General features: G+C 55.3%; 15 protein-coding genes. All 15 read left to right on the forward strand.

Annotation, left to right across the window (positions count from 1 at the left end):
- Positions 1 to 61 precede the first annotated feature (61 nt).
- The 15 genes from ABDW36_RS19705 (at position 62) to nuoM (ending at position 16,466) form a co-directional block, all read left to right on the forward strand.
- A complete protein-coding gene (locus ABDW36_RS19705) occupies positions 62 to 1,756 on the forward strand; it encodes a GMC family oxidoreductase (RefSeq protein WP_343703635.1) in 1,695 nt (564 codons plus the stop codon).
- A gap of 204 nt (positions 1,757 to 1,960) precedes the next feature.
- Positions 1,961 to 2,404, forward strand: a complete 444-nt coding sequence (locus ABDW36_RS19710; protein ID WP_343703636.1) for a CBS domain-containing protein — start codon at positions 1,961 to 1,963, stop codon at positions 2,402 to 2,404.
- A 173-nt stretch (positions 2,405 to 2,577) separates the two neighbouring features.
- Positions 2,578 to 3,018, forward strand: coding sequence for an NADH-quinone oxidoreductase subunit A (gene ndhC / locus ABDW36_RS19715; RefSeq protein WP_343703637.1), 441 nt, complete (start codon positions 2,578 to 2,580; stop codon positions 3,016 to 3,018).
- Positions 2,999 to 3,637 (forward strand): NADH-quinone oxidoreductase subunit B family protein, encoded by a 639-nt coding sequence (locus ABDW36_RS19720; RefSeq protein WP_343703638.1) that lies wholly within the window; start codon positions 2,999 to 3,001, stop codon positions 3,635 to 3,637. The genes ndhC and ABDW36_RS19720 overlap by 20 nt, the downstream gene beginning before the upstream one ends.
- Before the next feature lie 2 nt (positions 3,638 to 3,639).
- Entirely contained in the window at positions 3,640 to 4,425 is a 786-nt protein-coding gene (locus tag ABDW36_RS19725) for an MBL fold metallo-hydrolase (protein ID WP_343703639.1), read from the forward strand.
- Between the two features lie 105 nt (positions 4,426 to 4,530).
- Entirely contained in the window at positions 4,531 to 6,270 is a 1,740-nt protein-coding gene (gene nuoC / locus ABDW36_RS19730; protein WP_343703640.1) for an NADH-quinone oxidoreductase subunit C/D, read from the forward strand.
- A 13-nt stretch (positions 6,271 to 6,283) separates the two neighbouring features.
- Positions 6,284 to 6,748 carry an NADH-quinone oxidoreductase subunit NuoE gene (gene nuoE / locus ABDW36_RS19735; RefSeq protein WP_343703641.1) on the forward strand — a complete coding sequence of 155 codons (465 nt, stop codon included), beginning with the start codon at positions 6,284 to 6,286 and terminating at the stop codon, positions 6,746 to 6,748.
- A gap of 2 nt (positions 6,749 to 6,750) precedes the next feature.
- On the forward strand, positions 6,751 to 8,016 hold the full coding sequence (gene nuoF / locus ABDW36_RS19740) for an NADH-quinone oxidoreductase subunit NuoF (protein WP_343703642.1): 1,266 nt from the start codon (positions 6,751 to 6,753) through the stop codon (positions 8,014 to 8,016).
- Positions 8,017 to 8,048: 32 nt separating this feature from the next.
- Positions 8,049 to 10,772 carry an NADH-quinone oxidoreductase subunit NuoG gene (gene nuoG, locus ABDW36_RS19745; protein ID WP_343703643.1) on the forward strand — a complete coding sequence of 908 codons (2,724 nt, stop codon included), beginning with the start codon at positions 8,049 to 8,051 and terminating at the stop codon, positions 10,770 to 10,772.
- An 11-nt stretch (positions 10,773 to 10,783) separates the two neighbouring features.
- On the forward strand, positions 10,784 to 11,728 hold the full coding sequence (nuoH, locus tag ABDW36_RS19750) for an NADH-quinone oxidoreductase subunit NuoH (protein WP_343703644.1): 945 nt from the start codon (positions 10,784 to 10,786) through the stop codon (positions 11,726 to 11,728).
- 12 nt (positions 11,729 to 11,740) lie between these two features.
- Positions 11,741 to 12,256, forward strand: a complete 516-nt coding sequence (nuoI, locus tag ABDW36_RS19755; protein ID WP_343703645.1) for an NADH-quinone oxidoreductase subunit NuoI — start codon at positions 11,741 to 11,743, stop codon at positions 12,254 to 12,256.
- An 11-nt stretch (positions 12,257 to 12,267) separates the two neighbouring features.
- The gene (gene nuoJ, locus ABDW36_RS19760) at positions 12,268 to 12,798 is read left to right on the forward strand and encodes an NADH-quinone oxidoreductase subunit J (RefSeq protein WP_343703646.1); all 531 of its coding nucleotides are present in this window, start codon (positions 12,268 to 12,270) and stop codon (positions 12,796 to 12,798) included.
- Positions 12,795 to 13,100 carry an NADH-quinone oxidoreductase subunit NuoK gene (gene nuoK, locus ABDW36_RS19765; protein ID WP_343703647.1) on the forward strand — a complete coding sequence of 102 codons (306 nt, stop codon included), beginning with the start codon at positions 12,795 to 12,797 and terminating at the stop codon, positions 13,098 to 13,100. The genes nuoJ and nuoK overlap by 4 nt, the downstream gene beginning before the upstream one ends.
- Positions 13,101 to 13,115: 15 nt before the next feature.
- On the forward strand, positions 13,116 to 14,978 hold the full coding sequence (nuoL, locus tag ABDW36_RS19770) for an NADH-quinone oxidoreductase subunit L (protein WP_343703648.1): 1,863 nt from the start codon (positions 13,116 to 13,118) through the stop codon (positions 14,976 to 14,978).
- An 18-nt stretch (positions 14,979 to 14,996) separates the two neighbouring features.
- A complete protein-coding gene (nuoM, locus tag ABDW36_RS19775) occupies positions 14,997 to 16,466 on the forward strand; it encodes an NADH-quinone oxidoreductase subunit M (RefSeq protein ID WP_343703649.1) in 1,470 nt (489 codons plus the stop codon).
- Positions 16,467 to 16,469 lie beyond the last annotated feature (3 nt).

The raw sequence follows: 16,469 nt of genomic DNA on the forward strand, positions 1-16,469 counted from the left end.
TACATATTCCATAAAGAGCCGCGTTACCATGCGGCTCTTTATAGTTTAAACCCGCGTTTACATGAACCTGAACATCAAAGCAGACCAACAAAACACTTACGATGCCATTGTGGTGGGCTCCGGCATCAGCGGCGGATGGGCCGCCAAGGAGCTTTGCGAGAAAGGCCTCAAGACCATTGTGCTGGAAAGAGGCCGCAACGTGGAGCATATCAAGGATTATACAACGGCTAACCTGGCGCCCTGGGAAATACAGCACCGCGGCTGGCAGACAAAAGAGATGAAGGAGAAACACCCCATCCAGAGCCGTTGTTATGCTTTTGATGAAACTACGCAGCAGTTCTGGGTGAATGACCTGGAGAACCCCTACAACGAGATCAAACCTTTCAACTGGCTGCGCGGCTATCATGTAGGCGGGCGCTCCCTCATGTGGGGCCGGCAGGTATACCGCTGGAGCGATATAGATTTTGAGGCCAACGCACGGGACGGTCACGGCGTAGACTGGCCCATCCGCTATAAAGACATTGCGCCCTGGTACAGCTATGTCGAGAAATTTGCCGGCATCAGCGGGCAGAAAGAAAATCTGCCGCAATTGCCTGACGGGGAGTTTCTGGCGCCCATGGAAATGAATGCACTGGAAAAACACGTGGCAGCCCGCATCAAAGAAAAATATAAAGACCGCATCATGACCATAGGCCGCGTAGCGCATGTTACAGAAAACCATAACGGCCGCGGCCCCTGCCAGTATCGCGATCTTTGCGCCCGCGGCTGCCCCTTCACCGGTTACTTCAGCAGCAACGGCGTAACGCTGCCCGCTGCGGCCAAAACCGGCAACCTCACGCTGCGCCCTCATTCCATTGTACTGAAAGTGTTGTATGACGAGGGTACCAAAAAAGCCAAAGGCGTACGCATCATGGATGCTGAAACAAAACAGACCGTGGAGTATTACGCAAAGATCATTTTCATCAACGCTTCCACGCTGGGCACTACCGCCATATTGCTCAATTCCGTCAGCAACCGCTTCCCCACCGGGCTGGGTAACGATAGTGACCAGGTAGGCCGCAACCTGATGGACCACCACTTTGGCGTAGGCGCCGGCGGCTCTTTTGACGGCCTGCAGGACCAGTATGTTTACGGCAGAAGGGCTAACGGCATCTATATTCCCCGCTTCCGCAACATCAGCGCCAGCACCCGCCGCAAAGACTACGTGCGCGGCTTCGGCTACCAGGGCGGCGCCTCCCGCGGCCGTGGTATACCGTTTGAAGGCATAGGCGTTGGCTTGAAAGAAGCGCAGACGGAAGCCGGCAACTGGGGCATGTGGATAGGGGCCTGGGGCGAGCATTTGCCGTATGAAGACAATACCGTGCGCCTCAACAAGGAAAAGAAGGACGTATACGGCCTGCCTACGCTTGATATTGACTGCTCTTTCCGCGAAAATGAAATGGCCATGCGGAAAGACATGCTGGAGAGCGCCAGGGAAATGCTGGAGAACGCCGGCCTGCAGAATGTTTGGGCTGGTGACGATATGCCGCCTCCCGGCCACTGCATCCATGAAATGGGCACCGCCCGCATGGGCCGCGACCCGAAAACGTCTGTGCTCAACGGCTTTAACCAGATGCACGCCGTGAAGAACGTGTTCATCACAGACGGCGCCTGCATGACCTCTTCCGCCTGCCAGAACCCGTCTATCACCTATATGGCGCTGACGGCCCGCGCGGCTGATCATGCGGTGAACGAGCTGAAGAAACAGCATATCTGACGCACCACTGCGGCAACAGTAACAGCCGGGAAACAATGGAGTAAAAAACATCAACTGTAATTCATTAAACGATAGTAACACTGGTGAAAAGGAAAAAGAACTTCGGTGCTTTTTCCTTTTTACTGTTTGCTATTCCCGATAAAAAAAACTAACTTAAAGTAGTAATTCCACACCCGTATTGTTTAACATCTAATACAGCTTACCATGGGGAGAGTCAGAAATATCTTGGTGGGCAAAGGACACGCAGTTTATTCCGTGCATCCTGACAGTACAGTTTATGAAGCCCTTAAAGTACTGGTAGACCGGAATGTGGGCGCACTTGTTGTTGTAGACAAAGAAGAGCGCTTCCTTGGAATATTTTCAGAACGGGATTATGCAAGAAGGGTGATCCTGAAAGGACGCGCTTCCAAAGAAACTACCATCCGTGAAATAATGACGGAACATCCTATCACTGTTACAGAAGACGAGACAATTGAAAACTGCATGTGCAAGATGACTGATAAAAGGATCAGGCACTTACCTGTAGTAGACGATAACGGACGGCTCGTAGGACTCATTTCCATTGGTGACGTAGTGAAGTTCATCATGGACGAGCAGAAGCATATCATTGAAAACCTAGAATGCTATATTCACGGCACTCACCACTAGCCAGGCATTAAACATCAATAGGCATTTTCCGGCACTAAAGCAGTACCCGTCCGGGTAGTGTTGCTTTGTTTGTTTTATTGTTCTAACGGAAGACTGGACCGTCACGTGTTGAACTGCAATAAAACAATTGATCGGAGAACAACAAACTATCTGCATACAATAAAACAAATGCCATGGACCCTGTATGGCCATTCCTTGTATTTGGAGCCATCGTACTGGTATTGGTGGCTGCCATCCTGGGCCTGTCCTTCCTGCTGGGGCAGCGCCATAACGACCGTGCTACGGCCGAGGCTTATGAGGCCGGTATCCTTTCCACCGGTTCCGCGCGCATGCGCTTTCCTTCCCAGTTCTATCTTGTTGCCATGCTCTTTGTGATCTTTGACATCGAAACGGTGTTCGTGATCTCCTGGGCCATCGCGTTCGATGAGCTGGGGTGGGCGGGCTTTATAGGCGCCGCCATTTTTATTTTCATATTGCTGGCCGTGCTCATATACGAGTGGCGAAACGGGGCGCTGGACTTTGGGCCGGATGGTAAAAAGATACTCAGGGCCTATAAAAAAATGCGGAAAGAGAAAACCATTAAACATACAACGCATGAAGTGGTGGTTAACTGATCCGAAAGAAGCCGCGCCGCAGCGATCCGGCAATTTCTCTATGGAAGAGTCCGTTGGGCAGAGCGTCATGCTTACCTCCGTAGAGCGGCTGCTGGCCTGGGGCCGGAAAAACTCCATGTGGCCTTTCCACTTCGGCCTTTCCTGCTGTTTTGTGGAAATGGCCACCGGCATGACGCCCAAGTACGATATGGCCCGCTTCGGCGCGGAAGTGATACGCGGTACGCCCCGCGAAGCAGATGTGATGATCATTGCCGGCACTGTGTTCATCAAAATGGCGCCCATCATCAAACGCCTCTATGAACAGATGATGGAGCCGCGCTGGGTCATTTCCATGGGCTCCTGCGCCAATTCAGGCGGCATGTACGATATTTACAGCGTAGTGCAGGGCGTAGACAAGTTTTTGCCGGTGGATGTATATGTACCCGGTTGCCCGCCCCGGCCCGATGCCTTCATGCACGGGCTGGTACTGCTGCAACAATCTGTTGGCAAGGAAAAACGCCCTCTCAGCTGGACAATAGGGGAGCAGGGCGTTATCAAACCGGAGAAGATCTCCATGCAGGAAGTGCATAAGGCAAGGCGGGAAGAGATGACGGAATTTAAAACAACTGACGAGATATAGCTATGAAAATCAGACGGATCACTGCAAACGTATACGAAGTACCGCTTGGAATGGTGAACGCCTTCATTGTAGAAGACGATAGCCTGATATTGATCGATACCGGCGCTCCGGGCAGCGTGGATAAAATATGTGCTGCCGTGCGTGAAATTGGCCGCGAGCCGGAAGATATACAACACATCCTGCTTACCCATGCGCATCCTGACCATGCGGGCAGCGTAGCTGAGCTGCGGCAGCTCACGCAGGCAAAAGTATGGATGCATGCGGCGGAGTTCCCTCACCTGCAAAGCGGGTTTGTGCCCAAACCGCCGCAGCCGGCTTTCAGCAGCCTGCTGAATAAATTGTTGTACCGGCTGTTCGTAAAGAACGCCTCCAGTGAAATACCGGCCGCCACGGCCGATGAGCTGATAGAAGACGGAGACTGGCTGCCGCTGGCCGGCGGCATGCACGTGATCCACATTCCCGGCCATAGCGCGGGCCAGGTGGCCTTCTTTATGCCGGGGCAGAAAAACGTATTGTTTGCGGCAGATGCGGCAGACAACATGTTCGGCCTCAGCTATGCATGTTTTTATGAAAATCTGGCAGACGCGCAGCACAGCCTGGAGCGCCTGTCTACATTCGATTTTGACGTAGCCTGCTTCGGGCACGGCCGCAGCATACTGAAAGATGCCGCGGAGCGTTTCCGCAGGAGGTTCATACCGGTGCATCAAACAACAAAAGCACCGTCAGAATGGATTGCTGTGGAAAAGGAAGCAATTGCAGGGATGCATGAACCGGCAAAAAAGACCTGAATTACATTACGCAAATCAAACTGATACAGCAGCTCATTACAGCAAGGGATTAAAGCTTGGCAAAGCTCAACAGCATGGCGCATTGATACAATTAAAACTGTCATCATGCCCACAAGCATTTTTCAAACCCTCTGCTCCCGGTTTGGCGACAATGTTTTCCACGAACAGGCCACACGGGATGAGACGCCCACCATCTGGACGCCACAAGGGAAGATTATTGCCGTATTGCAGTACCTCCGCAGTGATGTGGAACAACCTTACCGCATGCTCTATGACCTCACGGCCATTGATGAGCGTGCCCTGAAAAGTAAGTACAACGGCACCGGAGATTTTACCCTCATTTACCACCTCTTCTCTTTCGAACGCAATGCCCTGCTCCGTTTGAAGGTAGTGCTCCGCGGAGAGTATCCCGTCACCCCCAGCATCACGCACTTATGGCCTGCCGCCAACTGGTATGAACGTGAAGTGTATGACATGTTCGGCATCCGCTTCGAAGGCCATCCGCTGCTTAAACGTATTCTCATGCCGCTCACCTGGGAGGGGCACCCGCTCCGCAAGGAGCACCCCGCCCGCGCCACTGAAATGGGCCCTTTCCGCCTCTTCAACGAAAAGGAAGACAAAGAGCAGGAAGCCCTGCAGTTCAAGCCCGAAGAATGGGGCCTGCAACGGCATAGCGAAGATTCAGACTACATGTTCCTCAACATAGGCCCGCAACACCCCGGTACCCATGGTGTACTGCGCATTATTCTGCAGCTGGACGGGGAAGATATTGTGGATGCCGTGCCGGATATCGGCTTCCACCACCGCGGCGCTGAAAAAATGGGGGAACGCCAGAGCTGGCATACCTACATCCCCTATACAGACCGCATAGACTACCTGGGCGGCGTGAACAACAACCTGGCCTACCTGCTCTCCGTAGAAAAGCTGGCAGGCATCCAAGTGCCGCCGCGCGCGGAGGTGATACGCGTCATGCTCTGCGAGCTGTTCCGGATAGCCAGCCACCTGGTGTGGTACGGCACCTTTGCGCAAGACGTAGGGCAGCTCAGTCCCGTATTCTACATGTTCACAGACCGGGAGAAGATCTTTTCCATCATAGAAGCCGTATGCGGCGGCCGCATGCACCCCAACTGGTTCCGTATTGGCGGCGTGGCGCAAGACCTGCCCCGCGGCTGGGATACACTGGTGCGTGACTTTGTGAACTACTTCCCGAAAAAACTGAAAGAGTATGATAAAATGGTGATGCGCAACAGCCTGTTCAAAGCCCGCACTGTAGGCATTGGCGTGTTTACGCAGGAAGAGGCCATAGACTGGGGCGTTACCGGCCCGGGGCTGCGCGCCTGCGGCATGGATTGGGACATGCGCAAGAAGCAGCCCTACAGCGGGTACGAAAACTACGAGTTTGATATTCCCACCGCGGAGAACGGGGATTGTTATGACAGGGCCGTGGTGCGGGTGAACGAAATGTGGCAGAGCCTGCGCATCGTGGAGCAATGCCTGAACAACATGCCGGAAGGCCCTTACAAGTCAGACCATCCGCTCACCACGCCGCCGCTGAAGCAATTCACCATGCAGGATATAGAAACGCTGATCCACCACTTCCTCAACGTAAGCTGGGGGCCGGTGATGCCCGCAGGGGAAGCGCTGGTGATCACAGAAGCTACCAAGGGCTGGAACAGCTATTACGTAACCAGTGACGGTAACACGTCGCCCTACCGCGTGAGGGTGCGCACGCCGTCTTTCGCGCATATGCAGATGATACCGTATATCAGTCGCGGTTACACCGTAGCCGACCTGTTATCCATATTGGGTGCCATGGATTATGTGCTGGCCGATATTGACCGTTAAAACTGTTTGAACTATGCTCACTACTTCAGAAAAGGAACAGATCGAAAAGGAGATCATGCAGGTGCCCGTAAAAAAGGCAGCCTGCATAGAAGCGTTGAAGATCGTCCAGGAACACCGCCGCTGGGTGTCTGATGAAGGTATCCGTGATGTGGCAGACATCCTGGACATGAGCCCGGAAGAGGTAGACAGCGTGGCCACGTTCTACAACCTCATTTTCCGCCAGCCGGTAGGGCGTCATATCATCCTGTTGTGTGACAGCATCAGCTGTTACGTGATGGGTTACCGCCAGCTGCACAGCCACCTGGTGCAGCTGCTGGGCATACAGTATGGCCAAACTACGCCCGATGGCCGTTTTACCCTGCTTCCGAACCCCTGCCTGGGTACTTGTGACCATGCGCCTGCGCTCATGGTAGACAATGACCTGTACCGCAACCTGGGGCCCGCAGAGCTGGAATCTATTCTTGCTAAATATACCTGACCATGGAACGTCCGTTAACACAACATATCACCTTTCCGCCGCTGGGCCTGCGCCAGTATGAAGCCGTAGGCGGCTACCAGGCCGCGCGCAAGGCCGTGCGGCATATGGAGCCGAAAGATATAACGGCGCTGGTGAAAGAGGCCAATATGCGCGGCAGAGGGGGAGCGGGTTTCAGCACGGGGATGAAGTGGAGCTTTGTGCCCATGGACGTGCCGGGCCCGAAATACCTGGTGTGCAATGCGGACGAAATGGAGCCGGGTACCTTCAAAGACCGCTGGCTGCTGGAAGGCAACCCGCATCAGCTGATAGAAGGCATGATAGTGTCTGCCTACGCCATACAGGCCACGGAATCTTTCGTGTTCCTCCGCTGGGCGTATAAATCAGCGGCGGAAGAGATACGCAGGGCCATTGCAGAAGCGTATGATGCGGGGTACCTCGGCAAGAACATCCTGGGAACGGACTATTCCCTGGAAATGCACCTCCACACGGGCGTAGGCCGCTACATGTGCGGTGAAGAAACCGCGCTGCTCAACTCGCTGGAAGGGAAAAGGGCCGTTCCCCGCGCCAAGCCGCCATTCCCGCAGGTAAGCGGCTTGTTTGGCCGGCCTACTATTGTCAATAACGTTGAAACACTCAGTTATATCCCGCACATCGTGAATCATGGCGTAGCCTGGTTCCAGTCGCTCAGCCGCACGGCAGACGGCGGCACCAAAATTTACGGTGTAAGCGGCCGGGTCAATAAACCGGGCGCATGGGAACTGCCCATGGGCATCACCATGCGTGAGCTGATAGAAGAGCATGCGGGCGGCATGCAGAACGGTTACCGCTTTCGCGGGGTATTACCGGGTGGGGCCTCTACAGACTTCCTGGTAGAAGAGCATATGGACGTGCAGATGGATTTCACCGGCGTGGCCGCCGCCGGCAGCCGCCTGGGCACCGGCACCATGGTAGTGCTGGATGACCGCACCTGTCCCGTTGGTTTTGTACATAACCTGGAGCACTTTTTTGCGCAGGAGTCTTGCGGCTTCTGCACCCCCTGCCGCGAAGGCCTGCCGTGGACGGAAAAGCTGCTCTGGGCGCTGGAGCTGGGAGAAGGGAAGGAGGAAGACCTGGCCCTGCTGGCCTCACACGCCACGCTGCTGGGGCCCGGCAATACCTTCTGCGCGCTGGCGCCGGGGGCCATGGAGCCGCTGCAAAGCGCGCTCAAATATTTCAGAGATGATTTTGAACAGCATATCAGGCAAAAGAAATGTCCGTATCACGATTGAGGGTATCTATTTCTAATCCGTAATTGACAGTCATGGCCAGGATATTCATAGACAACAAACCATACGAAGTAAAAGAAGGCAAGAACCTGCTGGAAGCCTGCCTGCAGCTGGGCATCAACCTGCCTTACTTCTGCTGGCACCCCTCTCTTGGCTCCGTGGGCGCCTGCCGGCAATGCGCCATCAAAAGCTTCAAAGATGAAGATGATAAAAAGGGGAGGATCGTGATGAGCTGCATGGAGCCGGTGCGGGACAATCTGCGTATATCCGTTGACGATGGAGAGGCCGCTTCCTTCCGCGAGCATGTTATAGGCTGGCTGATGACCAACCACCCGCACGATTGCGCCGTGTGCGACGAAGGCGGCTCCTGCCACCTGCAGGATATGACGGTGATGACCGGCCACAGTTACCGTGACTACCGCTTCACCAAACGCACTTACCACAACCAGGACCTGGGCCCTTTTCTCAACCATGAAATGAACCGCTGCATTCAGTGTTACCGTTGCGTGCGTTTTTATAAAGACTATGCCGGCGGTAAAGACCTCAATGTATTTGCCGCCCACAACCACGTGTATTTCGGCCGTCAGCAGAACGGCACGCTGGAAAGCGAGTTCAGCGGCAACCTGGCGGAAGTTTGTCCTACCGGCGTGTTCACAGATAAAACCCTCAAATCTCACTACACCCGTAAATGGGACATGACCTATGCGCCCTCCATATGCCAGGGCTGCTCTCTGGGCTGCAACATCAGCGCCGGTGAGCGCTACGGCTCCCTGCGGCAGATCGTGAACCGGTACAACGGGGATGTGAACGGGTATTTTTTATGTGACAGGGGCCGGTATGGCTACGAGTTCGTGAACAGTTCACAGCGCATTGTTCACCCCGCCATCCGCCCGCATCACAATGGCTCCGCCTCCCGTGAATACATCATTGGCGAAGTGGCTGCCCGGCTGAAGAACGGCAGGGCCATCGGCATAGGGTCTCCCCGCGCCAGCCTGGAATCCAACTTTGCGCTGCGGCAGCTGGTGGGAGCGGAACACTTTTACATCGGCATGTCTGATACAGATCATGACCATACTTCCCTGGCCCTGAAAATACTGAAAGAGGGGCCGGTGCGCACACCGTCTCTGCATGAGGCAGAAACGGCAGATATGGTGCTGATACTGGGAGAAGACCTGACCAATACGGCGCCGATGTTGGCACTGGCGGTGCGCCAGGCTGTGAAGCAAGTGCCCATGCACGATGCCATGCAGCAGGTACACCTGGCCGCCTGGCAGGATGCCGCCGTGCGCGAAGCCATGCAGGAAGCCAAAGGCCCGCTGTTCATCCTCCATACCTTCCCCACCAAGCTGGACGAGCTGGCCACCGCTGTTCACCGGGACGCGCCGGACAACCTGGCCCGTGTAGCCTTTGCCGTTAGCAGTGCCCTGGGCGCGCCCATCAATGGAGATGCGCAGCCGGGTGAAACGGAACAGGAGCTGGTGAACAGTATCGTAACCGCGCTGAAAGCCGCCAAACGCCCGCTCATTGTTGCCGGCTACGGCACCGGCTGTGACCATATGATGAAGGCCGCCGCCAACATCAGCTGGGCATTGCTGCAAAACGGCGGCCAGCCCATGCTCAGCCTCACTTTGCCGGAGTGCAACAGCCTGGGTCTTGAGATGCTCGGCGGCCACCGCTTCGATTCCGCGCTGGCTGCGCTGAAGAACGGCGAGGCAGATACGCTGGTGATACTGGAAAACGACCTCTACCGCCGCGCGGACAAACATATGATAGATGAGCTGTTCAGCTACGCCAAAGACGTGATACTGGTAGATCATTTGTATAACCAGACGGCGGAAAACGCTACCGTGCTGCTGCCTGCAGGCACCTTTGCGGAGGCAGACGGCACCATTGTGAACAACGAAGGCCGCGCCCAGCGGTACTACCAGGTATATGTACCCAAAGGGGAAGTGCAGGAAAGCTGGCGCTGGTTCCTGCAAATTGCGGAGAAGGCGGGCATACAGCGCCTGCACGGCCTGCATCACCTGGATGATATAGTATGGGCCATGACCACGGCCATCCCTGCCCTGGAGCCTATTGCGCAGCTGGCGCCCACTGCAGATTTCAGGATGGCCGGCCAGAAGATCCCACGGGAGCCGCATCGCTACAGCGGCCGAACGGCCATACTGGCCAACGAGAACGTGAGCGAGCCCCGGCCACCGGAAGATGAAGACACCCCGCTGTCTTTCACCATGGAGGGTTTCCAGGGTGAAGCGCCGGCGCCGCTGATACCTTTCTTCTGGTATCCCGGCTGGAACTCGCCGCAGGCGGTCAACAAATTCCAGTCGGAAATAGGCGGCCACCTGCATGGGGGAGACCCCGGCAAACGCTTGCTGGAACCGCATGTGAACGGCAGTATTCCTTTCTTCTCCGAAATGCCGCAGCGGTACCTCGCCATGCCCGGCCACCTGCACGTAATGCCCCTGTACAGCATTTTTGGCTCGGAAGAATTGAGTATGTACACTAAAGGCATTGCCCAGCGGGCGCAGGATTTCTTTGTGATCTACATGAACCTGGAAGATATTGATGAATGGAACATTACACCCGGCACCTGGGTCAACTTCCATATTGAAGGGCATGCCTACCTGATGTCTGCCGTGCCCAACCACTGGCTGCCGCGTGGTATTGCCGCCATGAACGCGGGGCTGCCCAAATCACAGATCATTGACCTGCCGCAGTGCATCCGTTTCAGCGGCAGCGAGGTGGCGTCAACCTTTTAAAAAACTGTAGTATGAATTACTGGTGGATCATAGGAGGCGTTTTATTTGTGCTGCTCAATACCGCGGCCGGCCTGATATGGCTGGAACGACGGATGCTGGCGCTCTGGCAAGACAGGTACGGCCCCAACCGCGCCGGGCCCTTCGGCCTCTTTATTGTACTGGCAGATACGCTGAAGCTGTTTTTCAAGGAAGACTGGATACCACCCTTTGCAGACAAGGTGGTGTTTGTGTTTGCACCGGCCATTGTGGTGGCCAGCGTGCTCATGAGCTTCACCGTTATTCCCTTTGCGCCCAACATTATGGTGGCAGACCTGAACATCGGCCTCCTGTTTTTCCTGGCCATGTCTTCCCTGGGCGTATATAGTATAGTGCTCGGAGGATGGGCCTCCAACAACAAATATGCCCTGCTGGGCGCCATGCGCGGCGCTTCCCAGATGATCAGCTATGAAGTGTTCATGGGCATGGCGCTCATGGGCGTGGTGATACTCAGCGGCAGCTTCAACCTGCGGGAAATAGTGGAAGCGCAGCGGAAGATATGGTTCATTATACCGCAGTTCCTTGGTTTCGTCATCTTCCTCATAGCCGGCATAGCTGAAACGCACCGCCTGCCCTTCGATATACCGGAAGCGGAAAGCGAGCTGGTAGCCGGTTTTCATTCCGAGTACTCTGGCATGAAGTTCGGCATGTTCTTCATTGGGGAATACCTGGGCGTAACGCTCATTTCCGCCATGCTGGTAACGCTGTACTTCGGCGGCTGGCTGGGGCCTGATTTTCTGCCCGGCATTGTATGGTTCGTCCTGAAAACTTTTGTGTTCATCAGCCTCTTCATCCTGCTGCGCGCCTCCATGCCCCGCCCGCGGTACGATCAATTGATGGAGTACGGCTGGAAGGTATTGTTCCCGCTGTCTCTTCTTAACCTGATGGTGACGGCGGCTATTGTTTTAAGCCTGAAATAAAAATGACCGCGTATGTTTAGTTTGATCAGAAGCATGTGGCTCGTATTCCTCCACGCTTTTCACAAGCGGGAAACCTACCAGTACCCGGAAGAAGCGGCGCCCTTGCCGGCCCGGTGGCGCGGCCGCATTGTGCTCACCCGCGATCCCGACGGCGGCGAACGCTGCGTGGGCTGTTACCTCTGCGCGGCGGCCTGCCCGGTAGACTGTATTTCCCTGCAGGCAGCAGAAGCGCCGGACGGCAGGCGGTACCCCGGTTTCTTCCGCATCAATTTCTCCCGCTGCATCTTTTGCGGGTTCTGCGAAGAAGCTTGCCCTACCTACGCCATTCAGCTGATACCTGATTTTGAAATGGCGGAGTATAACCGGCAGAACCTGGTGTATGAAAAAGATGCGCTGCTCATCAACAGCCAGGGTAAATACCCGGGGTACAATTATTACAGGGTGGCCGGTATGTCTATTGGCGGGAAAGACAAAGGAGAAGCGGTTAAGGAAGAACCGCCGGTAAACATAAAAAGCCTTTTGCCTTAAAACCTTGTGTTATGGGAGCCGCATTTTATATAGCCGCAGCAATTGCCGTACTATCTACCGCCATGGTCATTACCCGGTACAACATCATGCATGCCCTGCTGTACCTGATAGTGTCCCTGTTGAGCGTGGCGGTGATCTTTTACATCTACGGCGCTCCCTTTATGGCGGCGCTGGAAGTGATCATCTACGCCGGGGCTATCATGGTGCTGATGATATTTTTTGTGATGATGCTGAACCTGGGCCAGCAGTCTGCCGGAGATGAACGCCACTGGCTCACGCCACGCGTCTGGATAGGGCCGGCTTTGCTCTGCCTCTTTTTGCTGGGAGAGCTGGTGTACCTCATTCTGCAGCCGCCTGCGCCGCCGGTGGGAGAAATTGTGATGGTAGACCCCAAGGCGGTAGGCAAAAGCCTCTTCGGGCCGTACATCCTGGCCGTGGAGCTGGCCGGCATGCTGCTGATGGCCGGTATTGTGGGCGCTTACCACCTGGGCAGGCAGAAAAAGAAGATCACCCATCGTTTCCTTGAAAGAGCAACACAATGATAACGTCAACTACAGCAGGCCTGGTGCTTGCAGGCATTTTATTCACCATGGGGCTGGTGAGCATGCTCATACGCCGCAACGTTATTTTCATGCTGGTGTCTGTAGAAGTGATGCTGAACGCTGCGGGCCTGGCCTTTATAGTAGCTGCCTCCCGCTGGGGGCAGCCGGAAGGGCAGGTGATGTTCATGTTCATACTGGCCATGGCCGCTGCAGAAGTGTCTGTGGGCCTGGCTTTGATATTGCAGCTCTATCACCAGCTCAAAACGCTTGACAGTGATGAGGCCAGTAAAATGAATGGATAACAAAACATGTTTTTTATGAACTGGATGTACCTGGTTCCCGCCATGCCTTTTTTAGGCGCCCTGCTGCTGGTGCTGTTCTCAAAGAAGATCGGCAAAACCGGCGTATCACTGATCGGCTGCGGCAGCGTGGGCATTGCAGCCCTGGTAACCATTGTGGCCGGCCTGCAATTCATGAACAGCGGGCTGCAGCAGTTCAGCCTGCCGTTGTGGAACTGGCTCAGCATAGGCAGCTTCAACATCGGCATCACCCTTCACCTCGATGCGCTCTCGCTCGCATTTACTTTTGTGATCACCTTTGTAGGGTTCCTGATACATATTTATTCCACCGGCTACATGGCGGAAGACCCTGACTTTGCGCGCTTCTTTGCCTGCATGAACCTGTTTGTGGGCGCCATGCTCATGCTGGTGCTGGCAGATAACCTGCTGCTGCTGTACTTTGGCTGGGAAGGCGTGGGCCTATGTAGTTACCTGCTCATCGGCTTCTGGTATAAAGACCCAGCCAACGGTGCTGCCGCCCGCAAGGCTTTTATTGTGACCCGCGTGGGAGACACGGCTATGGCCATTGCCCTCTTCCTGCTGGTACAGCATACCGGCAGCCTGCAGCTGACAGACATCCTGGCCAAAGCCCCCACACTATGGACGGCCGGTGACGCCACGGTAGTGACCATTGCCTTTTTATTGCTGGGCGGCGCCGTAGGCAAATCAGCCCAGCTGCCGCTGCAAACCTGGCTGCCAGACGCCATGGCCGGCCCTACGCCAGTGAGCGCCCTCATACACGCCGCTACCATGGTTACCGCAGGGGTATACCTCATTGCCCGTACCAACGTGCTGTTCACCATGGCCCCGGCCGCACAGGCCACCGTGGCCATTGTGGGCGCGGTCACGCTGATACTGGCCGGCGGCAGTGCCTTTGTGCAGACAGACATCAAGAGAGTGCTGGCATACTCCACTATCAGCCAGATTGGGTACATGTTCCTGGCCCTTGGCGTGGGCGCCTGGTCTGCCGCTATCTTCCATTTCATTACACATGCCTTCTTCAAAGCCCTGTTGTTCCTGGGAGCAGGGGCCGTCATTGTAGCGCTTCACCATGAGCAGGACATGTTTAAAATGGGCGGCCTCCGCAAGAGCCTGCCCGGCGTGTTCTGGGTATTCCTCATCGGTTCCGCGTCATTGGCCGCCATTCCCTTTGTAACCGCCGGTTTCTACAGCAAAGACCAGATTGTCTGGCTGGCCGGCGCTTCGGCGCAGGGCGGTGCGGGTTACTGGATAGTGGCCATAGTAGGTGCTTTCATTACTGCTATGTACACCACCCGCATGATGCTGCTGGTATTTTACGGCAAGGAGAAAACACATGTACATCACCGCCCGGGCCTGAGCATGATGGTGCCGCTCTATATACTGGCGGTATTTTCCACCCTGGCAGGTTTCATAGAATTGCCGCACACCCTGGGGCATGTTACCCTGCTCAGTGATTTCCTGCAGCCGGTACTGCCTGCCGTGGTAACAGCGCATGCCGGCACGGCGCTGGAATGGGGTTCCCAGGGTATTGCCGCGCTGCTGTGCCTGGCGGGGATCTATATTGTCTGGCGTGTGCTGCCCATTCCTTTCCCCAAAGAAGTGAAAACATTCCTGAAAGATGGCTGGGGCTTTGATGCGGCGTACAACCTGCTCTTTGTGCAGCCTTTTGTACAGCTGGCCCGCATCAACCGGAAAGATGTGGTAGACAGCCTTTACGCCGGCCTGGCTGCTGTTACAAAGTATTTTCACCGCATGATGTCTGCCACACAGAGCGGCATTTTGCGCTGGTATATTATGGGTATTGTGATGGGCGCAGTGGTGATACTTTCTGTTATCATCTGGCGCCAATACACTATTTAACGCTTAAACCGTTTGCGCATGATACTTTTTTTGTTCATTCTCGTTCTGGTGCTGGGCGCATTTGCAGCCTGGCTGTCTGCTGCATGGAACAAAAAGCTGCCGCGGTGGATAGCGTTGATGGTGCTGGTGTTTGAACTGGCCATGGCCGCCGCTTTCTGGGCTGACGCCGGTGGTGGAGATGCAGGCTGGTATGTTACCTTCATCCGCCCGTGGATGCCGCGCTTCGGCATCAGCTTTTCACTGGCCATGGACGGGCTGAGCCTGCTGATGCTGGTGCTGACCTTCTTCCTGGGCACTTTGTCTGTACTTGTATCCTGGAACGAAATAAAGGAACGGACGGGTTTCTTCTTTTTCAACCTGCTGTTCGTACTGGCGGGCATTACCGGCGTATTCCTCACCATGGACCTTTTCCTGTTCTATTTCTTCTGGGAAGTGATGCTGATACCCATGTATTTCCTCATCGGTATCTGGGGCCATGGCAACCGGCTGTACGCCGCCCTGAAGTTTTTCATTTTCACCCAGGCCGGCGGCCTGCTCATGCTGCTGGCCATCCTGGGCCTGTATTTTATACATGGTCAGAACACCGGGGTGTTCACCTTCAATTATTTCGACCTGCTGAATACGCCCATGGCGCAGGAAACAGGCCGCTGGCTGATGCTGGGTTTTCTTATTGCATTTATTGTAAAACTGCCCGCCTTTCCTTTCCATACCTGGCTGCCGGATGCGCATACGGAAGCTCCCACAGCAGGTTCTGTGATACTGGCCGGCCTGTTGCTCAAAACAGGCGCATATGGCATTCTGCGTTTTGTATTGCCGCTCTTCCCCGAAGCTTCGCAATTCTTTGCACCCTACATTATGCTGCTGGGCGCCATTGGCATCTTGTACGGTGGCAAACTGGCCTATGCGCAGACAGACTTCAAGCGCCTGGTGGCATATACCAGCGTCAGCCATATGGGTTTTGTACTGGTGGGCGCCTTCTCTTTCAATGAGCTGGCCTACCAGGGCGTGGTAATGCAGATGATCACGCACGGCATCAGCACCGGCGCGCTGTTCATGATTGCCGGCTCGCTGTATGACCGGTTGCACACCCGGGAGCTGGACAAAATGGGCGGCCTCTGGCCCGCGCTGCCCGGCATGGGCGTAGTGGCCATGGTGTTCGTAATGGCCTCATTGGGCCTGCCCGGCCTGGGTAACTTTATTGCAGAGTTTCTGATACTCGCCGGCAGCTGGCAGGCGCAGCCATGGATCACTGTGGCCGCCACCATAGGGCTGGTCGTAGCTACCATATACTCACTGCGCATTATGCAGAAGGTCTTCTTCGGCGTTTCGCTGCGGGAATACAAGCTGCCAGACCTCAGCCTCCGAGAAGTGCTCATGTTTATACCGCTGGTGATAGTGATCATCTGGCTGGGCGTATACCCGCAGCCCGTGATCAACACCGCCAAGCCTGCCACGCCGGCCGTGGCCGTTCATTTTACTTCTAAATAGCAA

The sequence above is a fragment of the Chitinophaga sp. genome (assembly GCF_039596455.1).
In the GTDB taxonomy this organism is placed as follows: domain Bacteria; phylum Bacteroidota; class Bacteroidia; order Chitinophagales; family Chitinophagaceae; genus Chitinophaga.